The organism is Streptomyces sp. VRA16 Mangrove soil (assembly GCF_017377775.1).
Taxonomy (GTDB): Bacteria; Actinomycetota; Actinomycetes; order Streptomycetales; family Streptomycetaceae; genus Streptomyces.
Genome location: NZ_JAFVLN010000007.1, coordinates 299,875 through 326,425, shown reverse-complemented (window position 1 = coordinate 326,425; position 26,551 = coordinate 299,875). Strand labels below are relative to the sequence as shown.

20 protein-coding genes and 1 pseudogene are annotated in these 26,551 nt (G+C 70.4%); 11 read left to right on the top strand and 10 right to left on the bottom strand.

Annotated features, from left to right (window positions below; all coding sequences use genetic code 11):
• Positions 1-74: 74 nt before the first annotated feature.
• From J3486_RS21360 to ssd, 4 genes and pseudogenes are all read right to left on the bottom strand, one after another.
• Complete coding sequence (locus J3486_RS21360; protein WP_207822503.1) at positions 75-845, bottom strand: HNH endonuclease; 771 nt, start codon at positions 843-845, stop codon at positions 75-77.
• 86 nt (positions 846-931) lie between these two features.
• Positions 932-2,149, bottom strand: a complete 1,218-nt coding sequence (locus J3486_RS21355; protein ID WP_207822501.1) for a helix-turn-helix transcriptional regulator — start codon at positions 2,147-2,149, stop codon at positions 932-934.
• Positions 2,150-3,039: 890 nt separating this feature from the next.
• Positions 3,040-3,906, bottom strand: a pseudogene (locus J3486_RS21350) (TadA family conjugal transfer-associated ATPase); the annotation flags it as partial.
• A 262-nt stretch (positions 3,907-4,168) separates the two neighbouring features.
• Complete coding sequence (ssd, locus tag J3486_RS21345) at positions 4,169-5,269, bottom strand: septum site-determining protein Ssd (protein WP_207822499.1); 1,101 nt, start codon at positions 5,267-5,269, stop codon at positions 4,169-4,171.
• Positions 5,270-5,837: 568 nt separating this feature from the next.
• Between ssd and J3486_RS21340 the strand changes: the two genes are divergently transcribed.
• Positions 5,838-6,689, top strand: coding sequence for an HAD family phosphatase (locus tag J3486_RS21340; protein ID WP_207822497.1), 852 nt, complete (start codon positions 5,838-5,840; stop codon positions 6,687-6,689).
• 377 nt (positions 6,690-7,066) lie between these two features.
• On the opposite strand, the gene J3486_RS21335 is transcribed toward J3486_RS21340, so the two are convergent.
• A complete protein-coding gene (locus J3486_RS21335; protein WP_207822495.1) occupies positions 7,067-7,891 on the bottom strand; it encodes a Fic family protein in 825 nt (274 codons plus the stop codon).
• A gap of 101 nt (positions 7,892-7,992) precedes the next feature.
• Here J3486_RS21335 and J3486_RS21330 point away from each other — a divergent pair, with 101 nt between their 5' ends.
• Complete coding sequence (locus tag J3486_RS21330; protein WP_207822493.1) at positions 7,993-8,973, top strand: ATP-binding protein; 981 nt, start codon at positions 7,993-7,995, stop codon at positions 8,971-8,973.
• Positions 8,974-9,145: 172 nt separating this feature from the next.
• Here J3486_RS21330 and J3486_RS21325 read toward each other — a convergent pair whose 3' ends face one another.
• On the bottom strand, positions 9,146-10,459 hold the full coding sequence (locus tag J3486_RS21325; RefSeq protein ID WP_207822491.1) for a hypothetical protein: 1,314 nt from the start codon (positions 10,457-10,459) through the stop codon (positions 9,146-9,148).
• A 333-nt stretch (positions 10,460-10,792) separates the two neighbouring features.
• On the opposite strand from J3486_RS21325, the gene J3486_RS21320 reads away from it, so the two are divergent.
• The 6 genes from J3486_RS21320 (at position 10,793) to J3486_RS44230 (ending at position 18,846) form a co-directional block, all read left to right on the top strand.
• On the top strand, positions 10,793-13,156 hold the full coding sequence (locus J3486_RS21320) for a bifunctional SulP family inorganic anion transporter/carbonic anhydrase (protein WP_207822490.1): 2,364 nt from the start codon (positions 10,793-10,795) through the stop codon (positions 13,154-13,156).
• A 169-nt stretch (positions 13,157-13,325) separates the two neighbouring features.
• Complete coding sequence (gene acs / locus J3486_RS21315; protein WP_207822488.1) at positions 13,326-15,323, top strand: acetate--CoA ligase; 1,998 nt, start codon at positions 13,326-13,328, stop codon at positions 15,321-15,323.
• Positions 15,324-15,527: 204 nt separating this feature from the next.
• Entirely contained in the window at positions 15,528-16,958 is a 1,431-nt protein-coding gene (gene nhaA / locus J3486_RS21310) for a Na+/H+ antiporter NhaA (protein WP_307804888.1), read from the top strand.
• A 63-nt stretch (positions 16,959-17,021) separates the two neighbouring features.
• Positions 17,022-17,531, top strand: a complete 510-nt coding sequence (locus J3486_RS21305) for a phage holin family protein (protein ID WP_207822486.1) — start codon at positions 17,022-17,024, stop codon at positions 17,529-17,531.
• Positions 17,528-18,484: an alpha/beta fold hydrolase gene (locus J3486_RS21300; RefSeq protein WP_207822484.1), complete on the top strand. Its 957-nt coding sequence runs from the start codon at positions 17,528-17,530 to the stop codon at positions 18,482-18,484. The genes J3486_RS21305 and J3486_RS21300 overlap by 4 nt, the downstream gene beginning before the upstream one ends.
• Before the next feature lie 176 nt (positions 18,485-18,660).
• Entirely contained in the window at positions 18,661-18,846 is a 186-nt protein-coding gene (locus J3486_RS44230; protein ID WP_229378343.1) for a hypothetical protein, read from the top strand.
• A 43-nt stretch (positions 18,847-18,889) separates the two neighbouring features.
• On the opposite strand, the gene J3486_RS21295 is transcribed toward J3486_RS44230, so the two are convergent.
• The 3 genes from J3486_RS21295 to nth form a co-directional block, all read right to left on the bottom strand.
• Positions 18,890-20,089, bottom strand: a complete 1,200-nt coding sequence (locus tag J3486_RS21295; RefSeq protein WP_207822482.1) for a MarP family serine protease — start codon at positions 20,087-20,089, stop codon at positions 18,890-18,892.
• Positions 20,090-20,191: 102 nt separating this feature from the next.
• Positions 20,192-21,064 (bottom strand): CoA pyrophosphatase, encoded by an 873-nt coding sequence (locus tag J3486_RS21290; protein ID WP_307804887.1) that lies wholly within the window; start codon positions 21,062-21,064, stop codon positions 20,192-20,194.
• A 71-nt stretch (positions 21,065-21,135) separates the two neighbouring features.
• On the bottom strand, positions 21,136-22,311 hold the full coding sequence (gene nth, locus J3486_RS21285; RefSeq protein ID WP_207822813.1) for an endonuclease III: 1,176 nt from the start codon (positions 22,309-22,311) through the stop codon (positions 21,136-21,138).
• Positions 22,312-23,103: 792 nt separating this feature from the next.
• Between nth and J3486_RS21280 the strand changes: the two genes are divergently transcribed.
• The 3 genes from J3486_RS21280 to J3486_RS21270 all read left to right on the top strand — a co-directional run bounded on the left by J3486_RS21280 (position 23,104) and on the right by J3486_RS21270 (position 25,630).
• Positions 23,104-23,778, top strand: coding sequence for a Crp/Fnr family transcriptional regulator (locus tag J3486_RS21280; protein WP_016642758.1), 675 nt, complete (start codon positions 23,104-23,106; stop codon positions 23,776-23,778).
• Between the two features lie 125 nt (positions 23,779-23,903).
• Positions 23,904-24,743, top strand: a complete 840-nt coding sequence (locus J3486_RS21275; protein WP_207822479.1) for a nucleotidyltransferase domain-containing protein — start codon at positions 23,904-23,906, stop codon at positions 24,741-24,743.
• Entirely contained in the window at positions 24,740-25,630 is an 891-nt protein-coding gene (locus J3486_RS21270; protein ID WP_207822477.1) for a sigma-70 family RNA polymerase sigma factor, read from the top strand. Before J3486_RS21275 ends, J3486_RS21270 begins: the two co-directional genes overlap by 4 nt.
• Before the next feature lie 89 nt (positions 25,631-25,719).
• On the opposite strand, the gene J3486_RS21265 is transcribed toward J3486_RS21270, so the two are convergent.
• Positions 25,720-26,550 (bottom strand): MBL fold metallo-hydrolase, encoded by an 831-nt coding sequence (locus tag J3486_RS21265; protein ID WP_207822475.1) that lies wholly within the window; start codon positions 26,548-26,550, stop codon positions 25,720-25,722.
• Between the last annotated feature and the right edge of the window lies 1 nt (position 26,551).

Below are 26,551 nucleotides of genomic sequence, written 5' to 3'. Positions count from 1 at the left end.
CTTCCCCCTCAGAGATTGACCGGCAGGGAGGCAAAAAGCTAGCGCCGCAAGCTAAGCCATTTGCGCGGGATGCCTCATGACGTCTCACGGGGATATCTGGTGGTGCCACTCTCGTCTGTGACCTCTGCGAGCGTCGCTGGCTGCACTTCGACTCGGAGCATTGGCCACGGAGTTGGAGCCTCAGTGCTCCCACCTTTCAAAAGCATGTGGCGAACGTAGGCGCCTACCAGGAATTCACGCTCAGCTAGGCGGCTGATGTACTGCTGAAGGGTCTTCTCTGCGTCGCGATTCTCTCGGACGCTGACAAGGTCCCCGGCTATGTCGAGGTAATCCCTCAACAGATCCATAAACTCAATAATCAAGTCTTCATCGTCGTCAGGCAGGCCGTCCGGGATGCCGTACTCGAACGTGACGCTCTCTTTGAGCATATTCCACAATGGGTTCCCACGCGTGATCAGCTTGAGTGCCTTGGGTTGAGGGAACAGCGGATCAGGCACCAGCCTCAAGCGGCTGTTGTCGGCGTCCACCACGGAACGCACCCATGCCTCATGTTCCGATTTGATACGCCGGAGTCGTTCCACAGTGAAATGGATCGGCTGGTCATCAACCCGTTTGTGATCCTTGCTGCACAGGAGAATTAGGTTCGAATGGTGGTTAATCCGATCCTCCGGCAGTCCTCCCGCCCGGGGGCCGCCCTCTGATCGAGCAACTATGTGCGCTTCCTCGCCGAATACGGAAGGGTCATCCGATGCGGTCCCAGGCGTAGCCACGCGTTCTTTACAGATGGCGCAGAGGCCGCCAGCCTGAACCCACAGAATCTTTCGAGTCTTCTCGGAAACGCTCATGTTTCAACCTCGCAAGGAATGATTCCGGTTTCCATAGCCCCGCACTCGCTGCCTTAGTGGTGGCCCGTGCGGGGCTTTCTGCGTTTCTAGGCCGCCTGGTGCTCAGCGAGTAGCGCGGAGACTTCCGGCACGTCTGCGTAGTCCTGCAACCGGCTGAGAATGACGCGCACCCGTTCGACTACCCGTTCTGACGGCGTGTCAGCTGCCAGGGAAGTGACCCGCTCGGCTACGGCTGCCGCCTCTTCTGGTTCGTTGGCATCGGCCAGCGCCACGGCAAGCCAAGACAGGTACAAGGCCATCTCACGGGTGTGGGTGGCGTCATAGCCGTTGAGGACTTCCCGGAGCAATGGCACGGCGCGCAAGGGGCGGTGAAGCTCTGTGTAGACCCGGGATTCCATCACCCGGAGTTCTCCGGCATCCACCCAGTACAGATAGGCAGGCGATTCCGTCCCGGGGCTGTCTTCGCTGAGCGCCTGCCCGGCTTCCCCCAGTGCCCTCATAGCCTCTTGTCCGTTGGCTACGCCCCCAGCTTTCGTGTGAGCCCACGCCACCCGGTCCAGATACAGCGCGCGGGCTTTTGCGGGTGCGTCGCTGCCAGCGTCATTCAGGGCGGCTTGCGCCAGCGTGAGCCCTTCGGATTCCCTGCCCGTGTTGCTGAGTTGGTAGGCGAGTGATCCGGCAATGTTCCCGGCAAGGGTGTGGTCCTCAGCCTGCCGTGCTGCGCTGATTCCTAGCCGGTAGATCCGCTCAGCTTCCGCATGCTGCCCGGCATCGCTGGCAATCCATCCGGCAATCTGTGCCAACTCGCCAATTTGCCTGAGAAGTTGCCGCCCCACTTCACTGGTGTGGCTGCCCTCCCGGTAGAGCTTTACGGCTGAGCGGAGTTCCCTGAGCGCCGGGCGGATTAGGTCACCACCTGCCAGCACGTCATCAGCCAGCCTGAGCCCATGCACGCGCTGTTGTAGGTCATCAACCTGCCCCATGCCGATACGCCGCCCTGTACGGGCTTCTAGTGGGCTTAGCGGGTCTCCTTCGGGCAGGAAGTCAGCCAGTGTCGGCAAAGGGGGCTCAGCGGGCCTCTGAGGCTCCCTGAGCACTTCCACGGACACGCCTAGTGCGGCAGCGAGGAACGGCAGCCATTCGCGGGGCGTGCGCTTGCCTGTCTCCCAACGGCTGATCTCCTGCCGTCCGACCGGATCACCGATCACCCCTGCCGCCTGGCAGACCTCATGCGCTAGCCGTGACTGACTCCAGCCGCGCTCTTCGCGTAGCCGCCGGATGTTGGCCCCGATGCTGCTCCCCATGCCTCAATTCTGGCCGACAGTTGGCCTACAGGGGGCCGCTAGTCGTTGATCAACACCCGAAGGAGTCTGGACGCCCTAGACGGCAACGCGAGGGGAAGTCATGGCAGCGAGCACAGCGCCGAAGGCTGAGGCGAATACGGCGGAGTACGTCACCTACGCCCCTCCGCGATCGAAGTGCACCAGGTGCAGGCGCGTGATTGGGAAGTTCGAGCCTTGCCAGCGGAGCACAGTGGAGCGGCAGTCAGGTGCTCCCGTCGCCCGCTATACGCACTGCGAGTGCCCGGCATGACAGCCCCAGCAAATCGCGCCAGCGCCCGTCTGAGCGCCTTACCGGACCCGAAGCTAGTCAGCCTCACTGATGATCCGCTGGGGCCGTACGCGGACTCTCCGGAAGGCTGGTGGACGGAATACGGCGGAGCGCTGGACACGGCATCAGGGGTCATCCACTTTCCCCGGACCGCACAGCTTCCGCCATGCCCGTTCCCCTGTAAGAACTGCGAGCGGAGTTCGGACGGTGCTTGACCTGAGAACGCCACGGCCCGGCAACGTGGACCCGGATACCTGCGGAATGTGTGCGCTGCTGCGGGACAGCGTGAGTGCGGCTATCTCGACCGGCAACCGGCGGATGGCTGTGTCGGTGGTGCGGGCTATGCACGCGCACATGATTCACGGCCATCCGAACGACCCCCGGAACGTCCGGCCTGCCCAGTAGCCCCGGCGCGCTGAGGACGGCAATCAAGGCTCAGCGTGTCCGGCTGCCCCGTCTGTGTGTCTCCCCCGGCGCATGGGCGGGGCTTCGTGCTGTGGGCCAACGGGGCCTGTGACCAGGGGTGTTACCTGTCTTGGCAGACCCTCGCTGAGCCCTGCCCCTGCATGTACGCTTAGACCAGGCACCCGCCCTCGTGCCCGGTGTTGAGCGCGGCCAGGAGCGAGACGACCTCGGCGCCGCGCACCTCGCCGACCACAAGCCGGTCGGGCCGCATCCGCAGGGCCTGGCGCACCAGGTCGTCGAGGCCGACGGCGCCGGCCCCCTCCTGGTTGGCGGGGCGTGCCTCCAGGCGCACCACATGCGGGTGGTCGGGCCTCAGCTCGGCCGAGTCCTCGGCCAGCACGATCCGCTCGTCCGGCCCGACGAGCCCGAGGAGCGCGCTCAGCATGGTCGTCTTGCCGCTGCCCGTGCCGCCGCTGATCAGGAACGAGAGGCGGGCGTCGAGCAGAGCCCGCAGCACCCGGTCGCCGCCCGGCGGTACCGTCCCCGCCGTCACCAGTTCCCGCAGGGTGAAGGCGCGGGGGCGGACGACCCGCAGTGACAGGCAGGTGCACCCCACGGCGACCGGCGGCAGCACCGCGTGCAGGCGGGTGCCGTCGGGCAGCCGCGCGTCCACCCAGGGCCGGGCGTCGTCGAGCCGGCGTCCGACCACGGCGGCGAGGCGCTGTGCCAGCCGCCGCACCTCCGCGGCGTTCTCGAACGTCACGTCGGTCCGCTCCAGGCCGCCGCCCCGGTCGACCCACACCTGGTCGGGCGCCGAGACCAGGACGTCCGTCACCGAGGGGTCGGCGAGCAGCGGTTCGAGCGGTCCCGCGCCCACCAGCTCCGACCGCAACCGGCCTGCCACGCCCAGCACTTCGGCGTCCCCGAGGATGCGCCCCTGGGCCCGCAGCGCCTCCGCCACGCGCGCGGGGGTCGCCTCCGCGCCGGTCTCCGCGAGCCACTGTCGGACTCCATCGAGCATCCGTGTCCCGACCACCGCGGTCATGACGCCTCCCGCTGTTCCACGACCACCGGCATCCGCCCCGGCCCGCCTAAGGCCCGCCCCGACCCGTCCACAACTCGCCCCGACCCGCCCACGGCCCACCCCGGCCCGTCCACAACTCGCCCCGACCCGTCCACAGCCCGCCCCGGCCCATCCACCGCCCGGTCCCGGCCGTCCACAGTCCGGATCGGCGCGGACGCGGATCCTGCCCCCGTACCGGCCCCGCGCCCGACCCACCGATCGGATCCAGGACCCCGCCGCGCCCTCATGACGCCTCCCCCTGCTCCACAGCCACCGGCACCCGCTCCCAGAACTCCGCGCAGAACCGCGCCAGCGGCCCGGCGGCGCCAGGTCCCGGCACCCGTGCGGTCAACAGGGCGTCGTCCCAGGGCAGTTCACCGGCGAGCGGCAGTCCGAGCAGCCGTGCCACCTCGTCCGCGTCCAGCGGCCCGGGACGTACTCCCCGCCGTCCGGGTGCGGCCACCACGCGCAGATCCCGCACGACCATGCCCACCGTCTCGGCGACCCGCCGGGCGGCGGCCACCGCGCGCAGTTCCTGCGGCACCACGAGCAGAGCCAGGTCGAGCTGGGCGAGCGCCTCCACCGAGCCGACGTCGACCCGGCGCGGCAGGTCCACCACGACCGCGCCGCCCCTGCGCCGCCCCGCGGCGAGAACCGCCCGGACGGCCTCGGGCGGCACCGCGGTCAGATCCCCGCGGTCCCAGCTGAGCACCCGCAGCCCGTGCAGGCGCGGCAGCGACTCCTCCAGGGCGCCGGCGCCGACCCGGCCGCGGGACTGGGCGAACGCCGGCCAGCGCAGCCCGTCCGCCGCCTCTGCGCCGAGCAGCACGTCGAGGCCGCCGCCCAACGGGTCCGCGTCGACGAGCAGAGTGCGCCGTCCGGCCTTCGCGGACGCGACGGCCAGCGCACAGGCCAGCGTGGAGGCCCCGGCGCCGCCCCGGCCGCCGATGACACCGACGGTCAGCGCGGGCCTGCCCACGCCCTCCGCGACATCGGCGATCCGGTCCATCAGCCACTGCTCGCCGTCCGGCAGCATCAGCACCTGGTCGGCGCCGATCTCCACGGCCCGCCGCCACACGTCGGGGTCGTCCTGGTCCCGTCCGACCAGCACCACCCCGCGCCGCCGGGTCACTCCGCGCAACCGCCCCGCCGCGTCGTCCCCCACCAGCACCAGGGGCGCGGCCTGCCACTTTCCTCTGCTTTCCGGCGCCCCGTGCCCGACCTCGGGCCGCACCCCCGCCGCCGCGCACAGCCGCAGCAGGTCGTCGAGGAGCTCCACGTCCTCCGTCACGATCAGCGGCGCGCGCCGCCCGTCCCACCGATCACCGGCGATGGTCTCCGTCACGATCCGATCCCCCGTCTCCACGTCCTCACCCGCCCCCGTGGGCGAGCCGATCCGCCTGCGAAGTCACCGGCGCCGAGGCCCCGAATACCGGCCGTCGGCACAGCCCGGCCATAACGAACCGGCCATGAACGCCGGCCCGGACTTCGCGTGCGGAATCACCGTGCAGCGATCCCGGAAATCATGTGGATCTTGGTCAAAAACTGTGGACACGAGAAGGCTTGTGAATATCCCGCTCACCCATACCGGTGACATCCCGAAGTCGGCACGGGAACCTTCGCAGCGCAGCCCCTTCGTCACCCTCCGTGACGGCCGCGCCACAGGCCGACGGCGGCCCGCAGGCCCGGAATCACGGGGGGACAGACAAGAAAAAAGGACCCGAAAACGGGTCCGGACATGCGACGACCCCCGCCGGGGGGGAGAGCGGGGGTCGTCCCCACGGTCCGACTCGGGGGGGGAGGAGCCAGACCGGGTTAGCACGGTCGCGAACGATCCGTGACTTCCATGGTGTACCCGAGAGGCTTCTCAGGCAAACCCACGCGCCACAGCTTACGCCGAATGGTGGGCGCCTATGCTCAGGCTCGTGGAAAACCACTCCTTGCCTCACTCCATGCCCCGCACAGCGGCGTTCTTTGACCTGGACAAGACCGTCATCGCCAAGTCGAGCACGCTCACCTTCAGCAAATCGTTCTACCAAGGCGGGCTGATCAACCGCAGGGCCGTGCTGCGGACCGCGTACGCGCAGTTCGTCTTCCTCGCCGGCGGCGCCGATCACGACCAGATGGAGCGGATGCGCCAGTACCTGTCGGCGCTGTGCCGCGGCTGGAACGTGCAGCAGGTGAAGGAGATCGTCGCCGAGACCCTGCACGACCTCATCGACCCGATCATCTACGACGAGGCGGCGTCCCTCATCGAGGAGCACCACACCGCCGGGCGGGACGTCGTCATCGTCTCCACCTCGGGCGCCGAGGTCGTCGAGCCGATCGGCGAGTTGCTCGGCGCGGACCGGGTGGTGGCCACGCGCATGGTCGTCGGCGACGACGGCTGCTTCACCGGAGAGGTGGAGTACTACGCGTACGGGCCGACCAAGGCGGAGGCCGTCAAGGAGCTGGCACGGAGCGAGGGGTACGACCTCGCGCGCTGCTACGCGTACAGCGACTCGGCGACCGATCTGCCGATGCTGAGTTCCGTCGGGCACCCGTACGCGGTCAACCCGGACCGGGCGCTGCGGCGCGAGGCGCTCGCGCGCGAGTGGCCGATTCTCGACTTCCACAAGCCGGTCCGGCTCAAGCAGCGGCTGCCGAATCTCTCCACACCGTCGCGTCCGGCGCTGCTCGCCGCCGCCGCGCTCGGCGCCGCGGCCGCCACGGCGGGGCTGGTCTGGTACGCGAGCCGGCGCCGCGCACTCACGGGAACCCAGTAATCCGCGGCCCGATTCGCCCCTGTTTGAACCTAAAAGTAAAGAAGTACGGCCAGGGGTTTCGCATCCTCCGGGCGAGGAGTACAAAGGAGTCAACGGCCCGCGAGACCAAGGACATCCGAGAGGATCACCTTCAAACGCAGAAAAGGCCCCACGGACCGAAGCATGAGCACCGGGCACCCACGCGACGTCGACCCGTCGATTACGGGCCAGCCGCACCAGGCGACGGGCAAAGAACCCGACCTGATGGGCAACACATATCGAGGACGCTTGGTAACCCAGTGGTCATGCCAGCGGCGGTACGAGGACTCGTACCGCCGCAACCCTTTGTCAGGCCCCTCGTTCCGGGGAAGCCCTGAGGGAGTTCCAGGGACGCCCCCTCACGCGGCGCCGCGCTGCAGCGCCTCGCACACCGCGGTCGATTCGCGGACCCCCAGCTCGACGGCCTTGCCGCAGTGGGCGATCCAGGCCGCCATCCCCTCCGGGGTACCGGCGACATAGCCCTCCAGCGCGGCCGCGTACGCCGCGCGCCCCAGCTCCGCGTGGCCCACCTCGGCGGGGCAGATCGACTTCGGGTCGAGGCCGCTGCCCACCAGGACGACGCGTTCGGCGGCCCGCGCGACCAGGCCGTTGTGCGAGCCGAAGGGGCGCAGGGCGAGCAGTTCGCCGTGCACGACGGCGGCGCTCACCAGGGCGGGCGCCGAACTCCCCGCGATGATCAGCTGCGAGAGCCCCTCCAAGCGGCCCGCCACCTCGTCGGCGTCCGGCACCGGGAGTTCGACGAGCGGCTCGTCGACAGGCTCGCCGGGCGTGCGCGGACGGCCCACGGTGTCGCCCTTGTCGGCCGCGGCGACCAGGTGCAGACGCGCGAGCACCCGCAGCGGCGACTGCCGCCAGATGGACAGGAGTTGCCCCGCCTCCGCGGTGAGCCGCAGGGCGGCACCCACCACGGGCGCCTCCTTGTCGCCTTCGCCGCCGCTGAAGTCGGTACGCCTGCGCACCTCTTCGAGCGCCCAGTCGGCGCCGGACAGCGCCGCACTGCCGCGCGCGCCACGCAGCGCGGCCTCGGAGGTGACCTCGTTGCTGCGGCGCCGCATGACCCGGTGCCCGTAGACCCGGTCGACGGCCTTTCGCACGGAGTCCACGGAGTCGGCCACGCCCGGCAGGGTCGCGAGCGCGGCGAGGGGGTCGGCTGTCGTACTCATGAGTACGACAGTACGGGCCCGGGACCCGCGCCCCACGAAGGAGTGGTCTTCTTCACGCGCGCGTGACACGTAACGCAACCATCCGGCTACGCTAGGTGAACATGAAGATCGCTTTCGTCGGGAAGGGCGGCAGCGGCAAGACCACGCTGTCCTCGCTCTTCATCCGCCACCTCGCCACCACCGGTTCCCCCGTCATCGCCGTGGACGCCGACATCAACCAGCATCTGGGCGCGGCCCTCGGGCTCGACGACGACGTCGCCGCCGAACTGCCCGCCCTGGGCGCGCGGCTGCCGTTCATCAAGGACTATCTACGCGGCTCGAACCCCCGGATCGCGTCCGCCGACACGATGATCAAGACGACACCGCCCGGTGAGGGCTCCCGGCTGCTGCGCGTGCGCGAGAACAACCCGGTGTACGACGCGTGTGCCCGGGAGGTGGAACTCGACGGCGACGCGGTGCGTTTGATGGTCACCGGGCCGTTCACCGAGGCCGACCTCGGTGTCGCCTGCTACCACTCCAAGACCGGGGCGGTGGAGCTGTGTCTGAACCATCTCGTCGACGGCCGCGACGAGTACGTGGTGGTCGACATGACCGCGGGCTCGGACTCCTTCGCCTCGGGCATGTTCACCCGCTTCGACATGACGTTCCTGGTCGCCGAGCCGACACGCAAGGGGGTCTCGGTCTATCGCCAGTACAAGGAGTACGCGCGGGACTTCGGCGTCGCGCTGAAGGTCGTGGGCAACAAGGTGCAGGGTCAGGACGACCTCGACTTCCTCCGCGCCGAGGTCGGGGACGACCTGCTCACCACGGTCGGGCACTCGGACTGGGTGCGCGCCATGGAGAAGGGACGCCCGCCGCGCTTCGACCTCCTGGAGGAACCCAACAGGGCGTCCCTGCGGGCCCTTCAGGCCGCGGCCGATGCCACGTACGAGGCCCGCGACTGGGAGCGCTACACGCGCCAGATGGTCCACTTCCACGTGAAGAACGCCCACAACTGGGGCAACGAGAAGACCGGGGCCGACCTGGCTTCTCAGGTCGACCCCGGGTTCGTACTGCGGGAGAGCGTCACCGCGACCGCCTGACCGCGCCCGCGCCGCACCCCCACGGCCGACGGACGGAGTCCGGCGCAGCCACCCGAAGCCCGCGCAGCGGCGCGAGGGGGGCAGAAAGGCACCGACCGGGGCCGACCTGGCTTCTCAGGTCGACCCCGGGTTCGTACTACGGGAGAGCGTCACCGCGACCACCTGACGGTGGCTACGGCTTGGCGGCCGGTGCGCCCGGTACTCCCTTGGGGGCCGGGGCCGGCTTGCCGTTGCCGAGGAAGGACGCCCAGCCCTCCTTCGGCGCCTCGCCGACGCCCAGTCCGGTCAGCTTCCGCAGGGTCTTGGTGTCCTGGGCGTCGAGCCAGTCGGCGAGCTGATGGAAGGAGACGCAGCGGACGTCGGGCTTGTTGCAGACCGTCTCGACGGTCTGCTCGACGGCGCGCATGTAGGTGCCGCCGTTCCAGGACTCGAAGTGGTTGCCGATGATCAGCGGGGCGCGGTTGCCCTTGTAGGCGCGGTTGAAGCCCGCCAGCAGGCTGTCGCGCATCTGGTCGCCCCAGTACTCGTGCTTGTCCGGGTCACCGTGCATCGTGCCCGACTGGTTCACGGCGAAGTTGTAGTCCATCGTCAGCTGCTCGTAGGAGTGGCCGAGGAACGGGACGAGCTGCATGGACAGGTCCCACAGGCCCTCCTTCTTCGTGGGCCAGACCTGGTTGTCGACGCCGCTGGTGTCGTAGCGGAAGCCCAGATCGCGGGCGGCCCGCATGAAGTTCTTCTGCCCCTCCAGGCAGGGGGTGCGGGCGCCGATGAGCTCCTTGTCGTAGTCGAAGGGCAGCGGGGCCATGTTCTTCAGGCCCGCGGTCGTCTTCCACGACTTCACGAACGACTTGGCCTGGGCGATCTCGCTCTTCCAGTCGTCCACCGACCACTCGCCGACCCCGCCGCCCTTGCCGCAGAAGTGGCCGTTGAAGTGGGTGCCGATCTCGTTGCCCTCGAGCCACGCGCCGCGCACCTGCTCGGCGGTGTCCTTGATTCCCTTGATGTCGTTGAAGCCGATGTCCGAGCGGCCCGGCGAGTGCTGCGGCGGGTGGTACCGGCTCGCCTTGTCCTCCGGGAGCATGTACACGCCGCTCAGGAAGTACGTCATGGTCGCGTGGTTCGCCTTGGCGACCTTGCGGAAGTGCGAGAAGAGCTGCTGGCTGTCCTCGCCGGCGCCGTCCCAGGAGAAGACCACGAACTGCGGTGGCTTCTGACCGGGCTTCATGCGTTCGGCTCGCGGCAGGTGCGGCTGGCGGCCGGTGTACGCGGTCGAGCCGTCGCCGATGAGCCGGAGCACGCTGCCCGGCGCCGCGGGCGCGGCCTTCTTCGGGCCGGGGGCGCCCTTGTGGGGCTCGGCGCTCTTGTCGCCCGCGCCGCAGCCGGCGAGGGCCGCGGCACAGGCCGCGGCGGCGGTGACACCCGCGGCGACCCGCAGGGCCGGGCGGGGAGCAATTCTTCGGAGGGCGTTCCTTCGGGTGGCGGCCATCTTCCGCCCACCTTCTTCCTGGAGTCGGCTGACAGGAGGTGAATGCGAGAAATGCCCGCTTTGCACGGGCGGCGCCTCAACGTCGCACGAAGGCCGCGCCCGATTTGTACGACAAGCCGATCAGGCTTTTTGTTCACTACTCGGAGTGAAGGGCTGCACCATTTGCCCGGCTCGTCCAGCCAGAACCTTTACTCTGGATTACCATTCATTTACCGAGCGTTGATTTCATCCCGCCGCTGCACGCCGTGAACCACGGCCGCGATCGACCCCGCACACCGTCAGGGGTCCCCCCACATTCCGCGACCGCGCTGCACCCCGGAGGAGACGGGAAACATGTCAGCCTGTGTACCCACTCGTGCCCACGAGGAGCCCACACCCGCCGCCCGTACGGCGCACAGTCCGCCACCGGCGCCCAAGCGCCGGTTCCGTATCGCGGGCGCCGACGTGTCGGCGTCCATCGCGGTCTTCCTGATCGCACTCCCGCTGTCCCTCGGCATCGCCCTGGCGACCGGCGCGCCCCTGGAGTCCGGGCTCGTCGCCGCCGCCGTCGGCGGCATCGTCGCCGGTGTCCTGGGCGGCGCCCCCTTCCAGGTCAGCGGCCCCGCCGCGGGCCTGACCGTGGTCACCGCCGAGCTGATCCAGCGCTACGGCTGGCGGACCACCTGCGCGATCACGGTGATGGCCGGGGTCGCCCAACTCGGACTCGGCTGCCTGCGGGTGGCCCGCACGGCGCTCGCCGTCAGCCCCGCCGTCGTCCACGGCATGCTCGCCGGGATCGGCGTCACCATCGCCGTCGCCCAGATCCACATCGTCCTCGGCGGCACCCCGCAGAGCTCCGTGCTCGCCAACCTGGCCGCCCTGCCCGCCCAGTTGGCGAACGTGCACCCGGCCTCGGTAGGCGTCAGCGTGCTCACACTGGCCGTGCTGCTCGCCTGGCCCCGCATCCCGGGCAGGGCCGGCCGGATCGCCCGCAAGATCCCGGCCGCGCTGATCGCCGTGACCGCCGCGAGCGTCACCGCCGCGCTGCTGGGCCTGAGCCTGCCCGAGGTCGACCTGCCTTCCTGGAGCAGCCACGCGCTGGCCGGGCTGCCGGAAGGACCCGTCCTCGGCATCGCCGCGGCCGTGCTGACGACGACCCTGGTGTGCAGCGTGCAGTCGCTGCTCGGGGCCGTCGCCGTGGACAAGATGGCCGCCGGGCGGACCGATCTGCCGCCCGGGATGCGCCGCTCGAACCTGGACCGGGAACTGCTCTCGCAGGGCGCGTCGAACATCGTCTCCGGATCGCTCGGCGGACTGCCGGTGGCCGGTGTCGCGGTGCGCTCGACCGCGAACATCAACGCAGGTGCCGTGAGCGGGAACTCCGCGGTGCTGCACGGCGTTTGGGTAGTAGCGGCCACCCTCCTCCTGGTCCCCGTCCTGGAGCTGATCCCGCTCGCCTCGCTCGCCGCGCTGGTGATGGTGGTCGGCATCCAGATGGTGTCCCTGCACCACATCCGCACGGTCACCCGCCACCGTGAGGTGCTCGTCTACGTCGCCACCACCCTCGGCGTCGTCGTCTTCGGCGTGCTCGAAGGCGTGGGCCTCGGTGTCGCGGTCGCCGTCGGCGTCGCGATGCAGCGCCTCGCCCGTACCCGCATCACGCACGAGGACGACCCGCACGGCGTCCACCATGTGCGGATCCGCGGCCAGTTGACGTTTCTCGCCGTGCCGCGGCTGAGTCGCACCCTTCATCAGGTGCCCCAAGGGGCCGACTGCGTAGTGGAGTTGGACGGATCATTCATGGACCATGCCGCGTACGAAGCACTCCAGGGCTGGCAGAAGGCCCACACCGCCCAGGGCGGCCATGTCGAGGTGGCCGGGCGCGGCGGCAGGCGGATCGCCGAACCGGCGAGCGGATCGCACGCCTGCTGCCGGCCCTGGACGCCCTGGCGCAACCACCACTGTGACGACCGCCCGCAGCACACCCACGCGCCCGAGCACAGCGAGCGGACCGACCGGGCGACGCGGACGCAGCGGGTCGGCGGGCATCAACTGGCCAGCGGGATCAGCGCGTTCCAGCGGAACACGGCACCGCTCGTCCGCGGTGAGCTGGCGCGGCTCGCACGGGAGGGGCAGCAGCCCACCCAGCTCTTCCTGACCTGCGCCGACTCCCGGGTCGTCACGTCGATGATCACGTCCAGCGGCCCCGGCGACCTCTTCGTCGTACGGAACGTGGGCAATCTCGTGCCCCTGCCCGGCGAGGAGAGCGGGGACGACTCGGTGGCCGCCGCCATCGAGTACGCCGTCGACGTGCTGAAGGTGCAGTCGATCACCGTGTGCGGGCACTCCGGGTGCGGGGCGATGCAGGCCCTGCTCACCAGTCCGCCCTCCGGGCACGGCGCGCTCACCCCGCTCAAGCGGTGGCTGCGGCACGGGATCCCGAGCCTGGAGCGGATGGCCGACACCGATCTGCCGTGGGCGCGGCTCGCGGGCCGGGCGCCCGCCGACGCGGCCGAGCAGCTCTGTCTGACCAATGTCGTCCAGCAGTTGGACCATCTGCGGGCGCACGAGTCCGTCGCCAGAGCCCTGGAGCAGGGCACGCTGGAGCTGCACGGGATGTACTTCCACGTCGGTGAGGCGCAGGCGTACCTCCTGGAGGAGCGCGATCCCGTCTTCGGGCAGGTGGAAGCCGCCCTGTACGAGGACACGCGGGCCTGAACCAACCCTTTCCCGGCCGCGTGCCAGAGGTGAGAGCGGGTGGTTCCCGGTGCCGCCGGGAACCACCCGCATCCGCCACCCGCACACAGTCGTCCCACCAGCCACGGCGTACAGGTCTAAACCAATTTCAGGACCCCCCTTGTCACCAGGGGTCGCGGTCTGATGAGCTGTGGCCTGGGACACAACGGACACCTTGGGAAAGGCAGTAGCCGTGAGCAATGAAAGCCTGGCCAATCTTCTGAAGGAAGAGCGTCGATTCGCCCCTCCCGCCGACCTGGCCGCGAACGCCAACGTCACGGCGGAGGCGTACGAGCAGGCCAAGGCTGACCGGCTCGGTTTCTGGGCCGAGCAGGCCCGGCGCCTGACCTGGGCCACCGAGCCGACCGAGACGCTGGACTGGTCGAACCCGCCGTTCGCCAAGTGGTTCAAGGACGGCAAGCTCAACGTCGCGTACAACTGCGTCGACCGCCATGTCGAGGCCGGGAACGGCGACCGGGTCGCCATCCACTTCGAGGGCGAGCCGGGCGACAGCCGCGCGATCACGTACGCCGAGCTCAAGGACGAGGTCAGCCGGGCCGCCAACGCCCTGACCGAGCTGGGAGTTCAGCAGGGCGACCGGGTCGCCGTCTACCTGCCGATGATTCCGGAAGCCGTCATCTCGATGCTCGCCTGCGCGCGCATCGGGGCCGCGCACTCCGTCGTCTTCGGCGGCTTCTCGGCCGACGCCATCGCCAAGCGCATCGAGGACGCCGACGCCAAGGTCGTCATCACCTCGGACGGCGGCTTCCGCCGGGGCAAGCCGTCCGCGCTCAAGCCGGCCGTCGACGAGGCGCTGACGCGCGTGTCCGTCGAGAAGGTCCTCGTCGTGCAGCGCACGAAGCAGGACGTCGCCTGGACCGAGGGCCGCGACGTGTGGTGGCACGACGTCGTCGGCCGCCAGTCCACCGAGCACACCCCGCAGGCGTTCGACGCCGAACAGCCGCTCTTCATCCTCTACACGTCGGGCACGACGGGTAAGCCGAAGGGCATCCTGCACACCTCGGGCGGCTACCTGACGCAGGCCAGCTACACCCACCACGCCGTCTTCGACCTCAAGCCCGAGACGGACGTCTACTGGTGCACGGCCGACATCGGCTGGGTCACCGGCCACTCGTACATCACCTACGGCCCGCTCTCGAACGGCGCGACGCAGGTCATCTACGAGGGCACCCCGGACACCCCGCACCAGGGCCGTTTCTGGGAGATCGTGCAGAAGTACGGCGTCTCGATCCTCTACACGGCGCCCACGGCCATCCGTACGTTCATGAAGTGGGGCGACGACATCCCCGCGAAGTTCGACCTCAGCAGCCTGCGCGTGCTGGGTTCGGTCGGTGAGCCGATCAACCCCGAGGCCTGGGTCTGGTACCGGAAGAACATCGGCGGCGACAAGTGCCCCATCGTGGACACCTGGTGGCAGACCGAGACCGGCGCGATGATGATCGCCCCGCTGCCCGGCGTGACGGAGACGAAGCCGGGCTCCGCCCAGCGCGCGCTCCCCGGCATCTGCGCGACCGTCGTCGACGACGAGGCGCACGAGGTGCCGAACGGTGGCGGCGGTTACCTCGTCCTCACCGAGCCGTGGCCGTCGATGCTGCGCACCATCTGGGGCGACGACCAGCGGTTCATCGACACGTACTGGTCGCGCTTCGAGGGCAAGTACTTCGCCGGTGACGGTGCCAAGAAGGACGAGGACGGCGACATCTGGCTGCTCGGCCGGGTCGACGACGTCATGCTCGTCTCCGGGCACAACATCTCGACCACCGAGGTCGAATCCGCGCTCGTCTCGCACCCGGCCGTCGCCGAGGCCGCCGTGGTCGGCGCCGCCGACGAGACGACCGGTCAGGCGATCGTCGCCTTCGTGATCCTGCGCGGCAGCGCGAACGCGGAGGACGAGTCGCTGGTGGCGGACCTGCGCAACCACGTGGGCGCCACGCTCGGCCCGATCGCCAAGCCCAAGCGGATCCTGCCGGTCGCCGAGCTGCCCAAGACGCGCTCGGGCAAGATCATGCGCCGTCTGCTGCGCGACGTCGCGGAGAACCGGGCGGTGGGTGACGTCACCACGCTGGCCGACTCCTCGGTGATGGACCTGATCCAGGCGGAGCTGCCGAAGACGTCCGGCGAGGACTGATCTTCGTAGCCGCACGAACAGAGGAAACGGGCACTCGGCGAACGCGCCGAGTGCCCGTTTCGTGCGTATCGTGATGATCACCAGTACGCCTTGCGTACACCCGGTAGGGTGAAGAGCGCGTCAAGAAGACGCAATGAAGTCCACAGGGTGTGCCGGGAAGTCTGGTCGGCGTTGTAACTGCCGTACCCGACCGGAGGTTCCCCCGTGGCCGCGCCCACCCCGCAGCAGCAGACGCCCGACAAGAGTGACCGCAAGGCATTCGGCCGCCTCTCGCTGCCCGAGCGGAACTTCGTCGCCGACGCGCTGCGCACCGAGACCGTCGGCGGCGTCCTGCTCCTGCTCGCCGCCGTCGCGGCGCTGATCTGGTCGAACATCCCGGCCCTGCACCACAGCTACGAGGCCGTCAGCGACTTCCACCTCGGGCCCGGAGCACTCGGCCTGAACCTTTCCATCGAGCACTGGGCGGCCGACGGACTCCTCGCGATCTTCTTCTTCGTCGCCGGCATCGAACTCAAGCGTGAGCTGGTCGCCGGGGATCTGCGCGACCCGAAGGCGGCCGCACTGCCGGTCGTCGCCGCGGTCTGCGGCATGGCGATGCCCGCGATCGTCTACACGGTCGTCAACGCGATCGGGGGTGGCTCACTGTCCGGCTGGGCCGTGCCCACCGCCACCGACATCGCGTTCGCCCTCGCCGTCCTCGCGGTCATCGGTACGTCGCTGCCGAGCGCCCTGCGCGCCTTCCTGCTCACCCTCGCCGTCGTCGACGACCTCTTCGCGATCCTGATCATCGCGATCTTCTTCACCGAGGACATCAACTTCCTGGCGCTCGCGGGGGCCGTGGTCGGTCTCGCGGTCTTCTGGCTGCTGCTGCGGAAGCGGGTGCGCGGCTGGTACCTCTACGTTCCGCTGGCCCTGGTCATCTGGGGCCTGATGTACAACAGCGGCATCCACGCCACCATCGCCGGTGTCGCCATGGGTCTGATGCTGCGCTGCCACCGCGAGGAGGCCGACGGGGACACGGCGCACTCCCCCGGCGAGCACATCGAGCACCTGGTGCGCCCGCTGTCGGCCGGGCTCGCGGTGCCGCTGTTCGCGCTGTTCAGCGCCGGTGTCACGGTGTCCGGCGGGGCGCTGGGCGACGTCTTCACCAAGCCGGAGACGCTCGGTGTGGTGCTCGGTCTCGTCGTCGGCAAGGCCGTCGGCATCTTCGGCGGTACGTGGCTGACGGCCCGGTTCACCAAGGCGTCGCTGTCGGACGAGCTGGCCTGGCCGGACGTGTTCGCGGTCGCCTCGCTCGCCGGGATCGGCTTCACCGTCTCGCTGCTCATCGGCGAACTCGCCTTCACCGACGACCCGCTGATGACCGACGAGGTCAAGGCAGCGGTCCTGATGGGCTCGCTGATCGCGGCTGTGCTCAGCAGCGTGCTGCTGAAGATACGGAACGCCAAGTACCGCGCCCTGTACGAGGCCGAGGAGCGCGACGAGGACCAGGACGGCATCCCCGACATCTACGAAGTCGACAAGCCGGAGTACCACCTCCGGATGGCCGAGATCTACGAGAAGAAGGCCGCGGAGCACCGGAGGCTTGCCGAAGTGGCGGCCGGGGCAGGCGGCCAGGACGAGCGTCCGGCATGATCTGACAACGAGTCCGCACAACGGAGCACCCACAAGCCTCTACGGAACAACAGGGAGTACGCGATGAGCGCACCCGACGGCAGCCCGGTCGGCGCCGAACGCAGCATCGGCCAGCTGTTCGCCTCGGCGACGACCGAGATGTCCGCACTGGTGCACGACGAGATCGCCCTGGCGAAGGCACAGCTCAAGCAGGACGTGAAGCGCGGGGCGACCAGCGGCGGCCTGTTCAGCGTGGCCGTGGCCGTGCTGGTCTTCTCGCTGCCCATGCTGAGCTTCGCCCTCGCCTACGCCATCAACGCCTGGACGGGCGGCTTCAACGGCAGGGGCGGCTGGAACCTGGCCTGGTGCTTCCTGCTCTCCTTCACCGCGAGCCTGGTCCTCGCGATCCTCCTCGGCGTGATCGGCGTCGCGTTCGCCAAGAAGGCCAAGAAGAGCAAGGGCCCGCAGAAGGTGGCCGCTTCGTTCAAGGAGACGGCGGGCGTACTCCAGCACGCCAAGCCGCACCCGCGTGAGGTGACGGCAGGCGACCGTGTCCCCGAGGCCATCGAGGCTGTGGCACGCTCGTCTTCATGACGGACCCCGCCACTCCTTCGGCCGCACAGCCGCCCTCCTCAGTCGTACGCGTCGACCTCCCCGGTGGCAGAGAGGTGCTCCACCGGGACGTCGCCGCCAACGGCGCGCGGTTCCACATCGCCGAAGTGGGCGAAGGGCCGCTGGTCCTGCTGCTGCACGGCTTCCCGCAGTTCTGGTGGACGTGGCGGCACCAGCTCGGCGCGCTCGCCGACGCCGGGTTCCGGGCCGTCGCCATGGACCTGCGCGGCGTGGGCGGCAGCGACCGGACGCCGCGCGGCTACGACCCGGCGAACCTGGCGCTCGACATCACCGGCGTCGTCCGCTCGCTCGGCGAACCCGACGCGGCGCTCGTCGGACACGACCTCGGCGGGTATCTCGCGTGGACGGCGGCCGTGATGCGGCCCAAGCTGGTGCGCCGGCTCGTCGTCTCCTCGATGCCGCACCCGCGCCGCTGGCGCGCGGCGATGCTCGCGGACTACCGCCAGTCGCGCTCGGGCTCGTACGTCTGGGGCTTCCAGCGCCCGTGGCTGCCGGAGCGTCAACTCCAGGCCCATGACGCCGAGTTGGTCGGCAAGCTCGTACGGGACTGGTCGGGACCGCGACAGCCCGACGACGAGGCCGTGGAGACCTACCGGCGGGCCATGCTCATCCCGTCGACGGCGCACTGCTCGATCGAGCCGTACCGGTGGATGGTGCGGTCTCTCGCGCGGCCCGACGGGATCCAGTTCAACCGCCGCATGAAGCGCCCCGTCCGGGTTCCCACGCTGCATCTGCACGGCTCGCTCGACCCCGTGATGCGCACGCGCAGTGCGGCCGGGTCCGGCGAGTACGTCGAAGCCCCTTACCGCTGGCGGCTGTTCGACGGTCTCGGGCACTTCCCGCACGAGGAGGACCCCGAGGCCTTCTCGAAGGAACTCGTGAACTGGCTGAAGGACCCCGAGCCCGATCGGTGACCCGCGATCGGTGGCCCGCGATCGGTGGCACCGGCGCGGGCCGCGGGGCCCGCGCGCGGGTGCCCGGTATCCGGTCGGGAACATCTGTCCTACGAACAGCCAAATGCCTGGCGCATACGCCAATTGGGGGCCGTGAGGGCGGTTACCGACCATGAGGCACGGGCACACGTCGGAATATGGGCTGGACGCACGACTACAGTGACGCAGCACGCAACCGCCGCCCAGCGATGACGCTGGGCACTCCCCAGAGGGGGGCGCCGCAGGACGATCCGGCGCACGACCCCCGGCTGGGCATTCCGCGTATTCTGCGGCGTCGGGCCCGCTGGGTGTCGGCGCGGCTGCGGCATACGAGCCGGGGCTGAACCTCGCTACCCGGCAGGGGAATCACGGCACCCGCCAGGGGATCTACAGCGCGCAGGCGTCCGTGTCCACCTGCTGGACCGCGGAGCGGCCCTGGGTGATGTCGGTACGGATCTCGTCGGCGGTCAGCGCGTAGCCCGTGTCCTCGTTGTCGAGGGACTTCGCGAAGACGACCCCGTAGACCTGGCCGTCCGGTGTCAGCAGCGGGCCGCCGGAGTTGCCCTGCCGGACCGTCGCGTACAGCGAGTACACGTCGCGCTGGACGGTGCCGCGGTGGTAGATGTCCGGGCCGTCCGCGTTGATCCGGCCGCGGACGCGGGCCGGGCGCACGTCGTACGCCCCGTTCTCCGGGAAGCCCGCGACGATCGCGCCGCCGCCGCGCTGTGCGTCGGTCTGCGTGAATCGCAGCGCGGGCGCCTTCAGGGACGGGACGTCGAGGACCGCGATGTCACGCTTCCAGTCGTAGAGGACGACCTTCGCGTCGTACTTGACGCCCTCGCCGCCTATCTGGACGGTGGGTTCGTCGACGCCGCCCACCACGTGCGCGTTCGTCATCACGCGGCGGTCGGCGAAGACGAAGCCGGTGCCCTCGACGACCTTGCCGCAGCTGGGTGCCTGGCCGACGACCTTCACGATGGACCGCTTCGCGTTCGCCGCGACCGGGCTGTTGGCCAGCGCCGGGTCGGGCGGGCGGACCTCGGCGATCGGCTCGTTCGCGAACGGGCTGAAGACCTGCGGGAAACCGTTCTGCGCGAGCGTGGAGGAGAAGTCGGCGAACCAGGTGTCCGCCTGCGTCGGCAGCGCGCGGGAGACGCCGAGCAGCACCTTGGAGCCGCGCACCTCCTTGCCGAGCGTGGGCAGCGTGGTGCCGGCCAGCGCGGAACCTATCAGCCAGGCCACCAGCAGCATCGCCGCCACGTTGACCAACGCGCCGCCCGTCGCGTCCAGCGCTCTCGCCGGGGACCATGTGATGTATCTGCGCAGCTTGTTGCCCAGGTGCGTGGTGAAGGCCTGGCCGACCGAGGCGCAGACGATGACGACGACCACGGCGACGACCGCGGCCGTCGTCGAGACGGCCGCGTCATCGGTGATGGCGCCCCAGAGCACCGGCAGTACGTAGACGGCGACGAGGCCGCCGCCCAGGAAGCCGATCACCGACAGGATGCCGACGACGAAGCCCTGGCGGTAGCCGACGACCGCGAACCACACGGCCGCGGCGAGCAGCAGGATGTCCAGCACGTTCACCGCTCACGCCCCGCCTCTTGAACGGCCTCTTCCACGCCCCGCCTCGTCACGCCTCGCCTCATATCGCAGTCACCGGGATCGCACAGCACGGCGACCACCCTGTCATGAGCGCCAGTCGAGCGGGACCGTGTTCTCCCGGTCCCACGGGCGCTCCCAGCCCGCGTAGTGCAGCAGCCGGTCGATGACACCCGCCGTGAACCCCCAGACCAGCGCGGATTCCACCAGGAACGCCGGGCCTCGGTGGCCGCTCGGGTGGACCGTCGTCGCTCTGTTGGCCGGGTCCGTGAGATCGGCCACGGGGACCGTGAAGACCCGGGCCGTCTCCGCGGGGTCGACCGCCGCGACGGGTGTGGGCACCCGCCACCATCCCAGTACGGGCGTGACGACGAATCGGCTCACCGGGATGTAGAGCTTCGGCAGGACGCCGAAGAGCTGGACGCCGCTCGGGTCGAGCCCGGTCTCCTCCCACGCCTCGCGCAGGGCGGCCCGCAGCGGGCCCTCCGTACGCGGGTCGCCGTCCTCCGGGTCGAGGGCGCCGCCGGGGAAGGAGGGCTGGCCCGCGTGCGATCTCAGTGAGCCGGAGCGCTCCATGAGCAGCAGTTCGGGGCCGCGGTCGCCCTCGCCGAACAGGATCAGGACCGCGGACTGGCGGCCCGCGCCGTCCTTCGGGGGCAGGAAGCGGCTGAGCTGTTCGCCGCGGACGGTGCGGGCGGCGTCGGCGACGGGGGTGAGCCAGTCGGGGAGGCCGGTGGTGCGCAGGGCGATGTCGGAGGGGACGGGGGCCGTGCCGTGGGCGAGGGGCGCGGCTTCCGTCGCGGCCGGGGCGCGCGTCGTGCCCGGCTCGTCCGCCCGGCCGGTCCCACCGGGGCCGACCGGTCCGCTCTGCCCGCCCTGCCCGCCCTCGGCGGGGCCACCGCCCTGACCGCTCCGGCCGTCGAACCTGCTCGTTCCGTCGATCTCGCTCACGTGCTTCATCGCCGCCCCCGTACCTGTCGTGTTGGTCCCAACGCCCGGCCGCCCCCTCTTCGTTCCGCCTTCCGGTTCCGTCACCCGGACGGGGTGCCCAGCGGCGGCGCCGCGATGCCGCCCGCGTCCAGGTAGCCCTGCGGGGGCCTGAGGCGCTGGCCCGGGAAGCCGCCCTTCTCGTACTTCAGGAGCTTCTTCGCCTTTTCCGGGTCCGTCTCGCCCTCGCCGTACGCCGGGCAGAGCGGGGCGATCGGGCAGGCGCCGCAGGCCGGTTTGCGGGCATGGCAGATACGGCGGCCGTGGAAGATCACGTTGTGGCTGAGCTGGGTCCACTCGCTCTTCGGGAACAGCTCGCCGACGGCCCTCTCGACCTTGTCCGGGTCCGTCTCCTCGGTCCACTTCCAGCGGCGTACGAGGCGGCCGAAGTGGGTGTCCACCGTGATGCCGGGCCTGCCGAATGCGTTGCCGAGGACGACGAACGCCGTCTTGCGGCCCACGCCGGGAAGTTTCACCAGGTCTTCGAGGCGGCCCGGGACCTCGCCGCCGAACTCCTCCGTCAGGGCCTTGGCCAGGCCCATGATCGACCTCGTCTTCGCGCGGAAGAAGCCGGTCGGGCGGATCAGTTCCTCGACCTCCTCGGGGTTCGCCGCGGCGAGGTCCTCCGGTGTGGGGTACTTCGCGAACAGGCCCGGGGTCGTCTGGTTGACCCTCAGGTCGGTCGTCTGGGCCGACATCACCGTGGCGACCAGGAGCTGGAAGGGGTTCTCGAAGTCGAGTTCGGGGTGGGCGTACGGGTACGTCTCCGCGAGTTCCCTGTTGATGCGGCGGGCCCGGCGGACCAGGGCCGTGCGGGACTCGGGCTTTGTGGTGCGCTTCTTCGGGGCCGTGGCGGGAGTCTTGGGGGTCGCCCCCTCCTCCCCTTCCCGTCCCGACCCCGGGGACTGCGCCCCCGGACCCCCCACCGACGCGCCCGAGACCCCGGCCCGGCCAACCTTCTTGGCCGGGGCCTTACGGCTCGGCGTCCTCTTGGCGGGGGCGGTCGTCCTGGCCGGGGACTTCGCGGCCGAGGCGGTCCTCTTGGCCGGAGCTTCGGCCGAGGTCTTCGCGGCGGAGGCAGACTTCTTGGCCGTCGTCTTCGCCGAAGTCCCGGCAGCCGAGGCAGTCCTCTTGGCCGGCGACCTCTCGGCCGTGACCTTCTCGGCCGGGGACTTCGCAGCCGAGGCGGTCTTCTTGGCCGAGGCGGTCTTCTTGGCCAACGCCTTCGCCCCGGTCTTCTCAACCGAAGCCACCGTCTTGGCCGGGGCCTTCTCTGCCGGGGACTTCGCAGCCGAGGCGGTCTTCTTGGCCGACGCCTTCGCCCCGGTCTTCTCAACCGAAGCCACCGTCTTGGCCAGAGCCTTCTCGGCCGAGGACTTCGCAGCCGAGGCGGTCTCCTTGGCCGGAGCTTCGGCCGAGGTCTTCTCGGCCGAGGTCTTCGCGGCCGAGGTCTTCTCGGCCGAGGTCTTCTCGGCCGAGGTCTTCGCGGTCGAAGCAGTGGCCTTGGCCGGCGTCTTCTTGGTCGGCGTCTTCTTGGCCGCGGCCTTCTTGGCCGGAGGCCTCTCGGCGGCCCCCGTCCTGCCCCGGGACACCTGTCCCGCAAGCGTCCCGGGCAGTGGGGGCTCGGGCGCTGTGGGCTTCTTTTTCGCGGGCATCGACTATGCGGCCTTCCCCTGTGCGGAACCCGGAACGGCGCAGGGCACGGGGTTCTTTCGGGCTTGTTCGCCCACAGCGGAATCATGGTCGGCCGACATCGCCCCAGCCCCCTCTGCCTGCGCTCTCACCGGCTTTTTGGACACCCGGCCAGCCTAAAGCCCGGCACCGACATCCGCCGTGGAGCCGTCGGATCGGCCCCCGATTGGCCCCCTCCCCCTCGGGTTGTGACGCAGGTGCGGCAGACTTGTAGCTGAGTGACTGATCACACTGTTTGGACCGTCCGGCAAAATGGGGAACGGGAAATACCCTTCCCGACTGTTGTTCCCCCCACTGCAGGCGACATAGGAGAGAAACTCGTGGACGACGTTCTGCGGCGCGCCCCGCTCTTCGCGGCGCTCGATGACGAGCAGGCCGCGGAGCTCCGCGCCTCCATGAGTGAGGTGACCCTCGCACGCGGCGACGCCCTGTTCCACGAGGGCGACCCCGGCGACCGCCTGTACGTGGTCACCGAGGGCAAGGTGAAGCTCCACCGCACCTCCCCCGACGGCCGCGAGAACATGCTGGCCGTCCTCGGACCCGGCGAGCTCATCGGTGAGCTGTCGCTGTTCGACCCCGGACCGCGTACCGCGACCGCCAGCGCGCTGACCGAGGTGAAGCTGCTGGGCCTCGGCCACGGCGACCTCCAGCCGTGGCTCAACGCACGACCCGAGGTGGCCGCCGCCCTGCTGCGCGCCGTCGCCCGGCGCCTGCGCAAGACCAACGACCAGATGTCCGACCTGGTCTTCTCGGACGTGCCGGGCCGTGTCGCCCGCGCGCTGCTCGACCTTTCGCGCCGCTTCGGCGTGCAGTCCGAGGAGGGCATCCACGTCGTGCACGACCTCACGCAGGAGGAGCTGGCCCAGCTGGTCGGCGCCTCCCGCGAGACGGTGAACAAGGCGCTGGCGGACTTCGCGGGCCGCGGCTGGCTGCGCCTGGAGGCGCGGGCCGTGATCCTGCTCGACGTCGAGCGGCTCGCCAAGCGTTCGCGCTGATCACGGACGCCGCACGCGCAGAAGCTGTACGAGGACGGGTCCCGCCGCACACCGCGGCGGGACCCGTCGTCGTCGGAACGCGGAAATACCGTGCTGTACGCCCCTCTTCCCTGCACAGTTACCCCATGGCCGATCCGAACCGTGGGCTCGACCCCCAGGGATACATCGCGCGCGAGGGCTCTCTGGGCCGCATCGAGGAACCGTTCCGCCCTGTCGTGGCCGCCGCCCGTGACCGGCTGCTCGACGTCTTCGGGGCCCGTCTGAGCGGCGCGTACCTGTACGGGTCCGTGCCCCGCGGCACCGCCCGCCCCGGCCGCTCCGACCTCGACCTCCTGCTCGTCCTGCGCGCCGCGCCCACCGAGGCCGACCGCGCGGACGCCCGGATGCTCGACGCCGCGCTCGACAAGGAGTTCGCCCAGGTCGCCGGGGTGGGCACCCTCGTCTTCGGGCGGCAGCGGCTGCTGAGCGAGGCCGAGACGTACGACATGGGCTGGTTCGTGGCCTGTCTGTGCACCCCGCTGCTCGGCGAGGACCTGGCCGAATACCTGCCGCGCTACCGGCCCACGTCCCTCCTCGCCCGCGAGACCAACGGGGACCTGGCCGCGCGCCTGCCCCGCTGGCGGGAGCAGTGCGCGGCGGCCCGCACCGACGACGAGCGGCGCGCGCTCCAGCGGCGCCTGGCCCGGCATCTCGTGCGCACCGCCTTCACCCTCGTCATGCCCCGCTGGAACGGCTGGACCAGCGATCTGCAGGAGATGGCCGCGGTGTTCGGGGAGTACCACGGCGATACGGAGTGGGCCGGACGCGTACGGGAGGCGGCCGGGGCGGCCCATGAGCCGACCGGGGAGGCGGCCGCCCTGTCGACGTACACCGAAGAGCTCGGGCCGTGGCTCGCGGGCGAGTACGCGCGCGTGCACGGCATCAAAGGCGCCGAAGGCGTCACCTGGGGAGGAAGCGAACGATGACCACACAGGCCGACGACCTGGCCGCGCGTTTCGAGGCGGAGCGCGGACGGCTGCGGTCCGTGGCGTACCGGATGCTCGGATCGCTCAACGAGGCGGAGGACGCGGTCCAGGAGGGCTGGCTGCGGCTGCAGCGGGCCGACGCGGACGACGTGCGGAACCTGAGCGGGTGGCTGACGACCGTCGTCGGGCGGATCTGTCTCGACATGCTGCGGGCCAGGAGCACGCGGCGCGAGGAACCGTTCGAGGTCGAGTCGGGGGACGAGGTGCGGCTGCCCGATCCGGTGGTGCGGCCCGCCGACCCGGTGCACGAGGCCGAGCTCGCCGACTCGGTGGGGCTCGCGCTGCTCGTCGTGCTCGACACGCTGGCGCCCGCCGAGCGGCTGGCGTTCGTGCTGCACGACATGTTCGCGGTGCCGTTCGAGGACCTGGCCCCGATCGTGGAGCGCACCCCGGCCGCGACCCGGCAGCTGGCCAGCCGGGCCCGGCGTCGCGTCCAGGGGCAGGCTCCCGCGCCCGACACCGACATCGCCCGGCAGCGGGTGGTCGTCGACGCCTGGCTGGCGGCCTCCCGCGCCGGTGACTTCGAGGCGCTGCTCGAACTCCTCGACCCGGACGTGCTGCTCCGCGTCGACCAGGGCCCGGGAGCCGCGTCGCTGCTGATGCGCGGCGCCCTGGAGGTCGCCGGTCAGGCCGCGCTGTACGGGCGGATGGCCCCGGTCACCTTCCCGGCGTTCGTGGGCGACTCCCTGGGCATGGTGTCCGTGCCGAACGGCAAGATCGCCACCATCGGCGCCTTCACGTTCCGCGACGGCAAGGTCGTCGGGGTCGACATCATCACCGACCCGGCCCGGATCGCCGCCCTGAACATCGACTGGCCCGAGGCGTAGACCCGGCAGCGGGCCGGTTCCGACCGGGCCGCTGCCGATCCGGCCGGTCGGATCCAGCCGGTCAGATCCAGCCGGTCAGATCAGACCGATCAGATCAGGCCGTGTTCGCGCAGGTAGTCGAGCTGGGCCAGGACGGACAGCTCGGCCGCCGGCCACAGCGAGCGGTCCACGTCCGCGTACACGTGCGCCACGACCTCGGACGACGTCGCGTACCCGCTCTCGACGGCGGTCTCCACCTGCGCGAGCCGGTGGGCGCGGTGGGCGAGGTAGAACTCGACGGCGCCCTGCGCGTCCTCCAGCACCGGGCCGTGGCCGGGCAGCACCGTGTGGACGCCGTCGTCGACCGTGAGCGACCTGAGGCGGCGCAGCGAGTCCAGGTAGTCGCCGAGGCGGCCGTCCGGGTGCGCGACCACCGTCGTGCCCCGGCCGAGAATGGTGTCGCCGGTCAACACGGCCCGGTCGGCGGGGAGATGGAAGCAGAGCGAGTCGGCGGTGTGGCCCGGGGTGGGGACGACCCGCATCTCCAGGCCGCCCGTCGTCACCACGTCCCCGGCCGCCAGGCCCTCGTCGCCGAGCCGCAGCGCCGGGTCGAGCGCGCGCACCTTCGTCCCGGTCAACTCGGCGAACCGGCCGGCCCCTTCGGCATGGTCGGGGTGCCCGTGCGTGAGGAGGGTGAGCGCGACGCGCTTGCCGGCCTTCTCGGCGGTGGCGATCACGTGCGTGAGGTGGGCGTCGTCCAGCGGGCCCGGGTCGATCACGACGGCGAGCTCGCTGTCGGGTTCGGCCACGATCCAGGTGTTGGTGCCGTCGAGGGTCATCGCCGACGCGTTGGGCGCCAGCACGTTCACGGCGCGGGCGGTGGCGGGGCCGGAGAGCACCCCGCCCCGCGGCTGCCCCGGCAGGGCGGCTGCTTCGGTCATC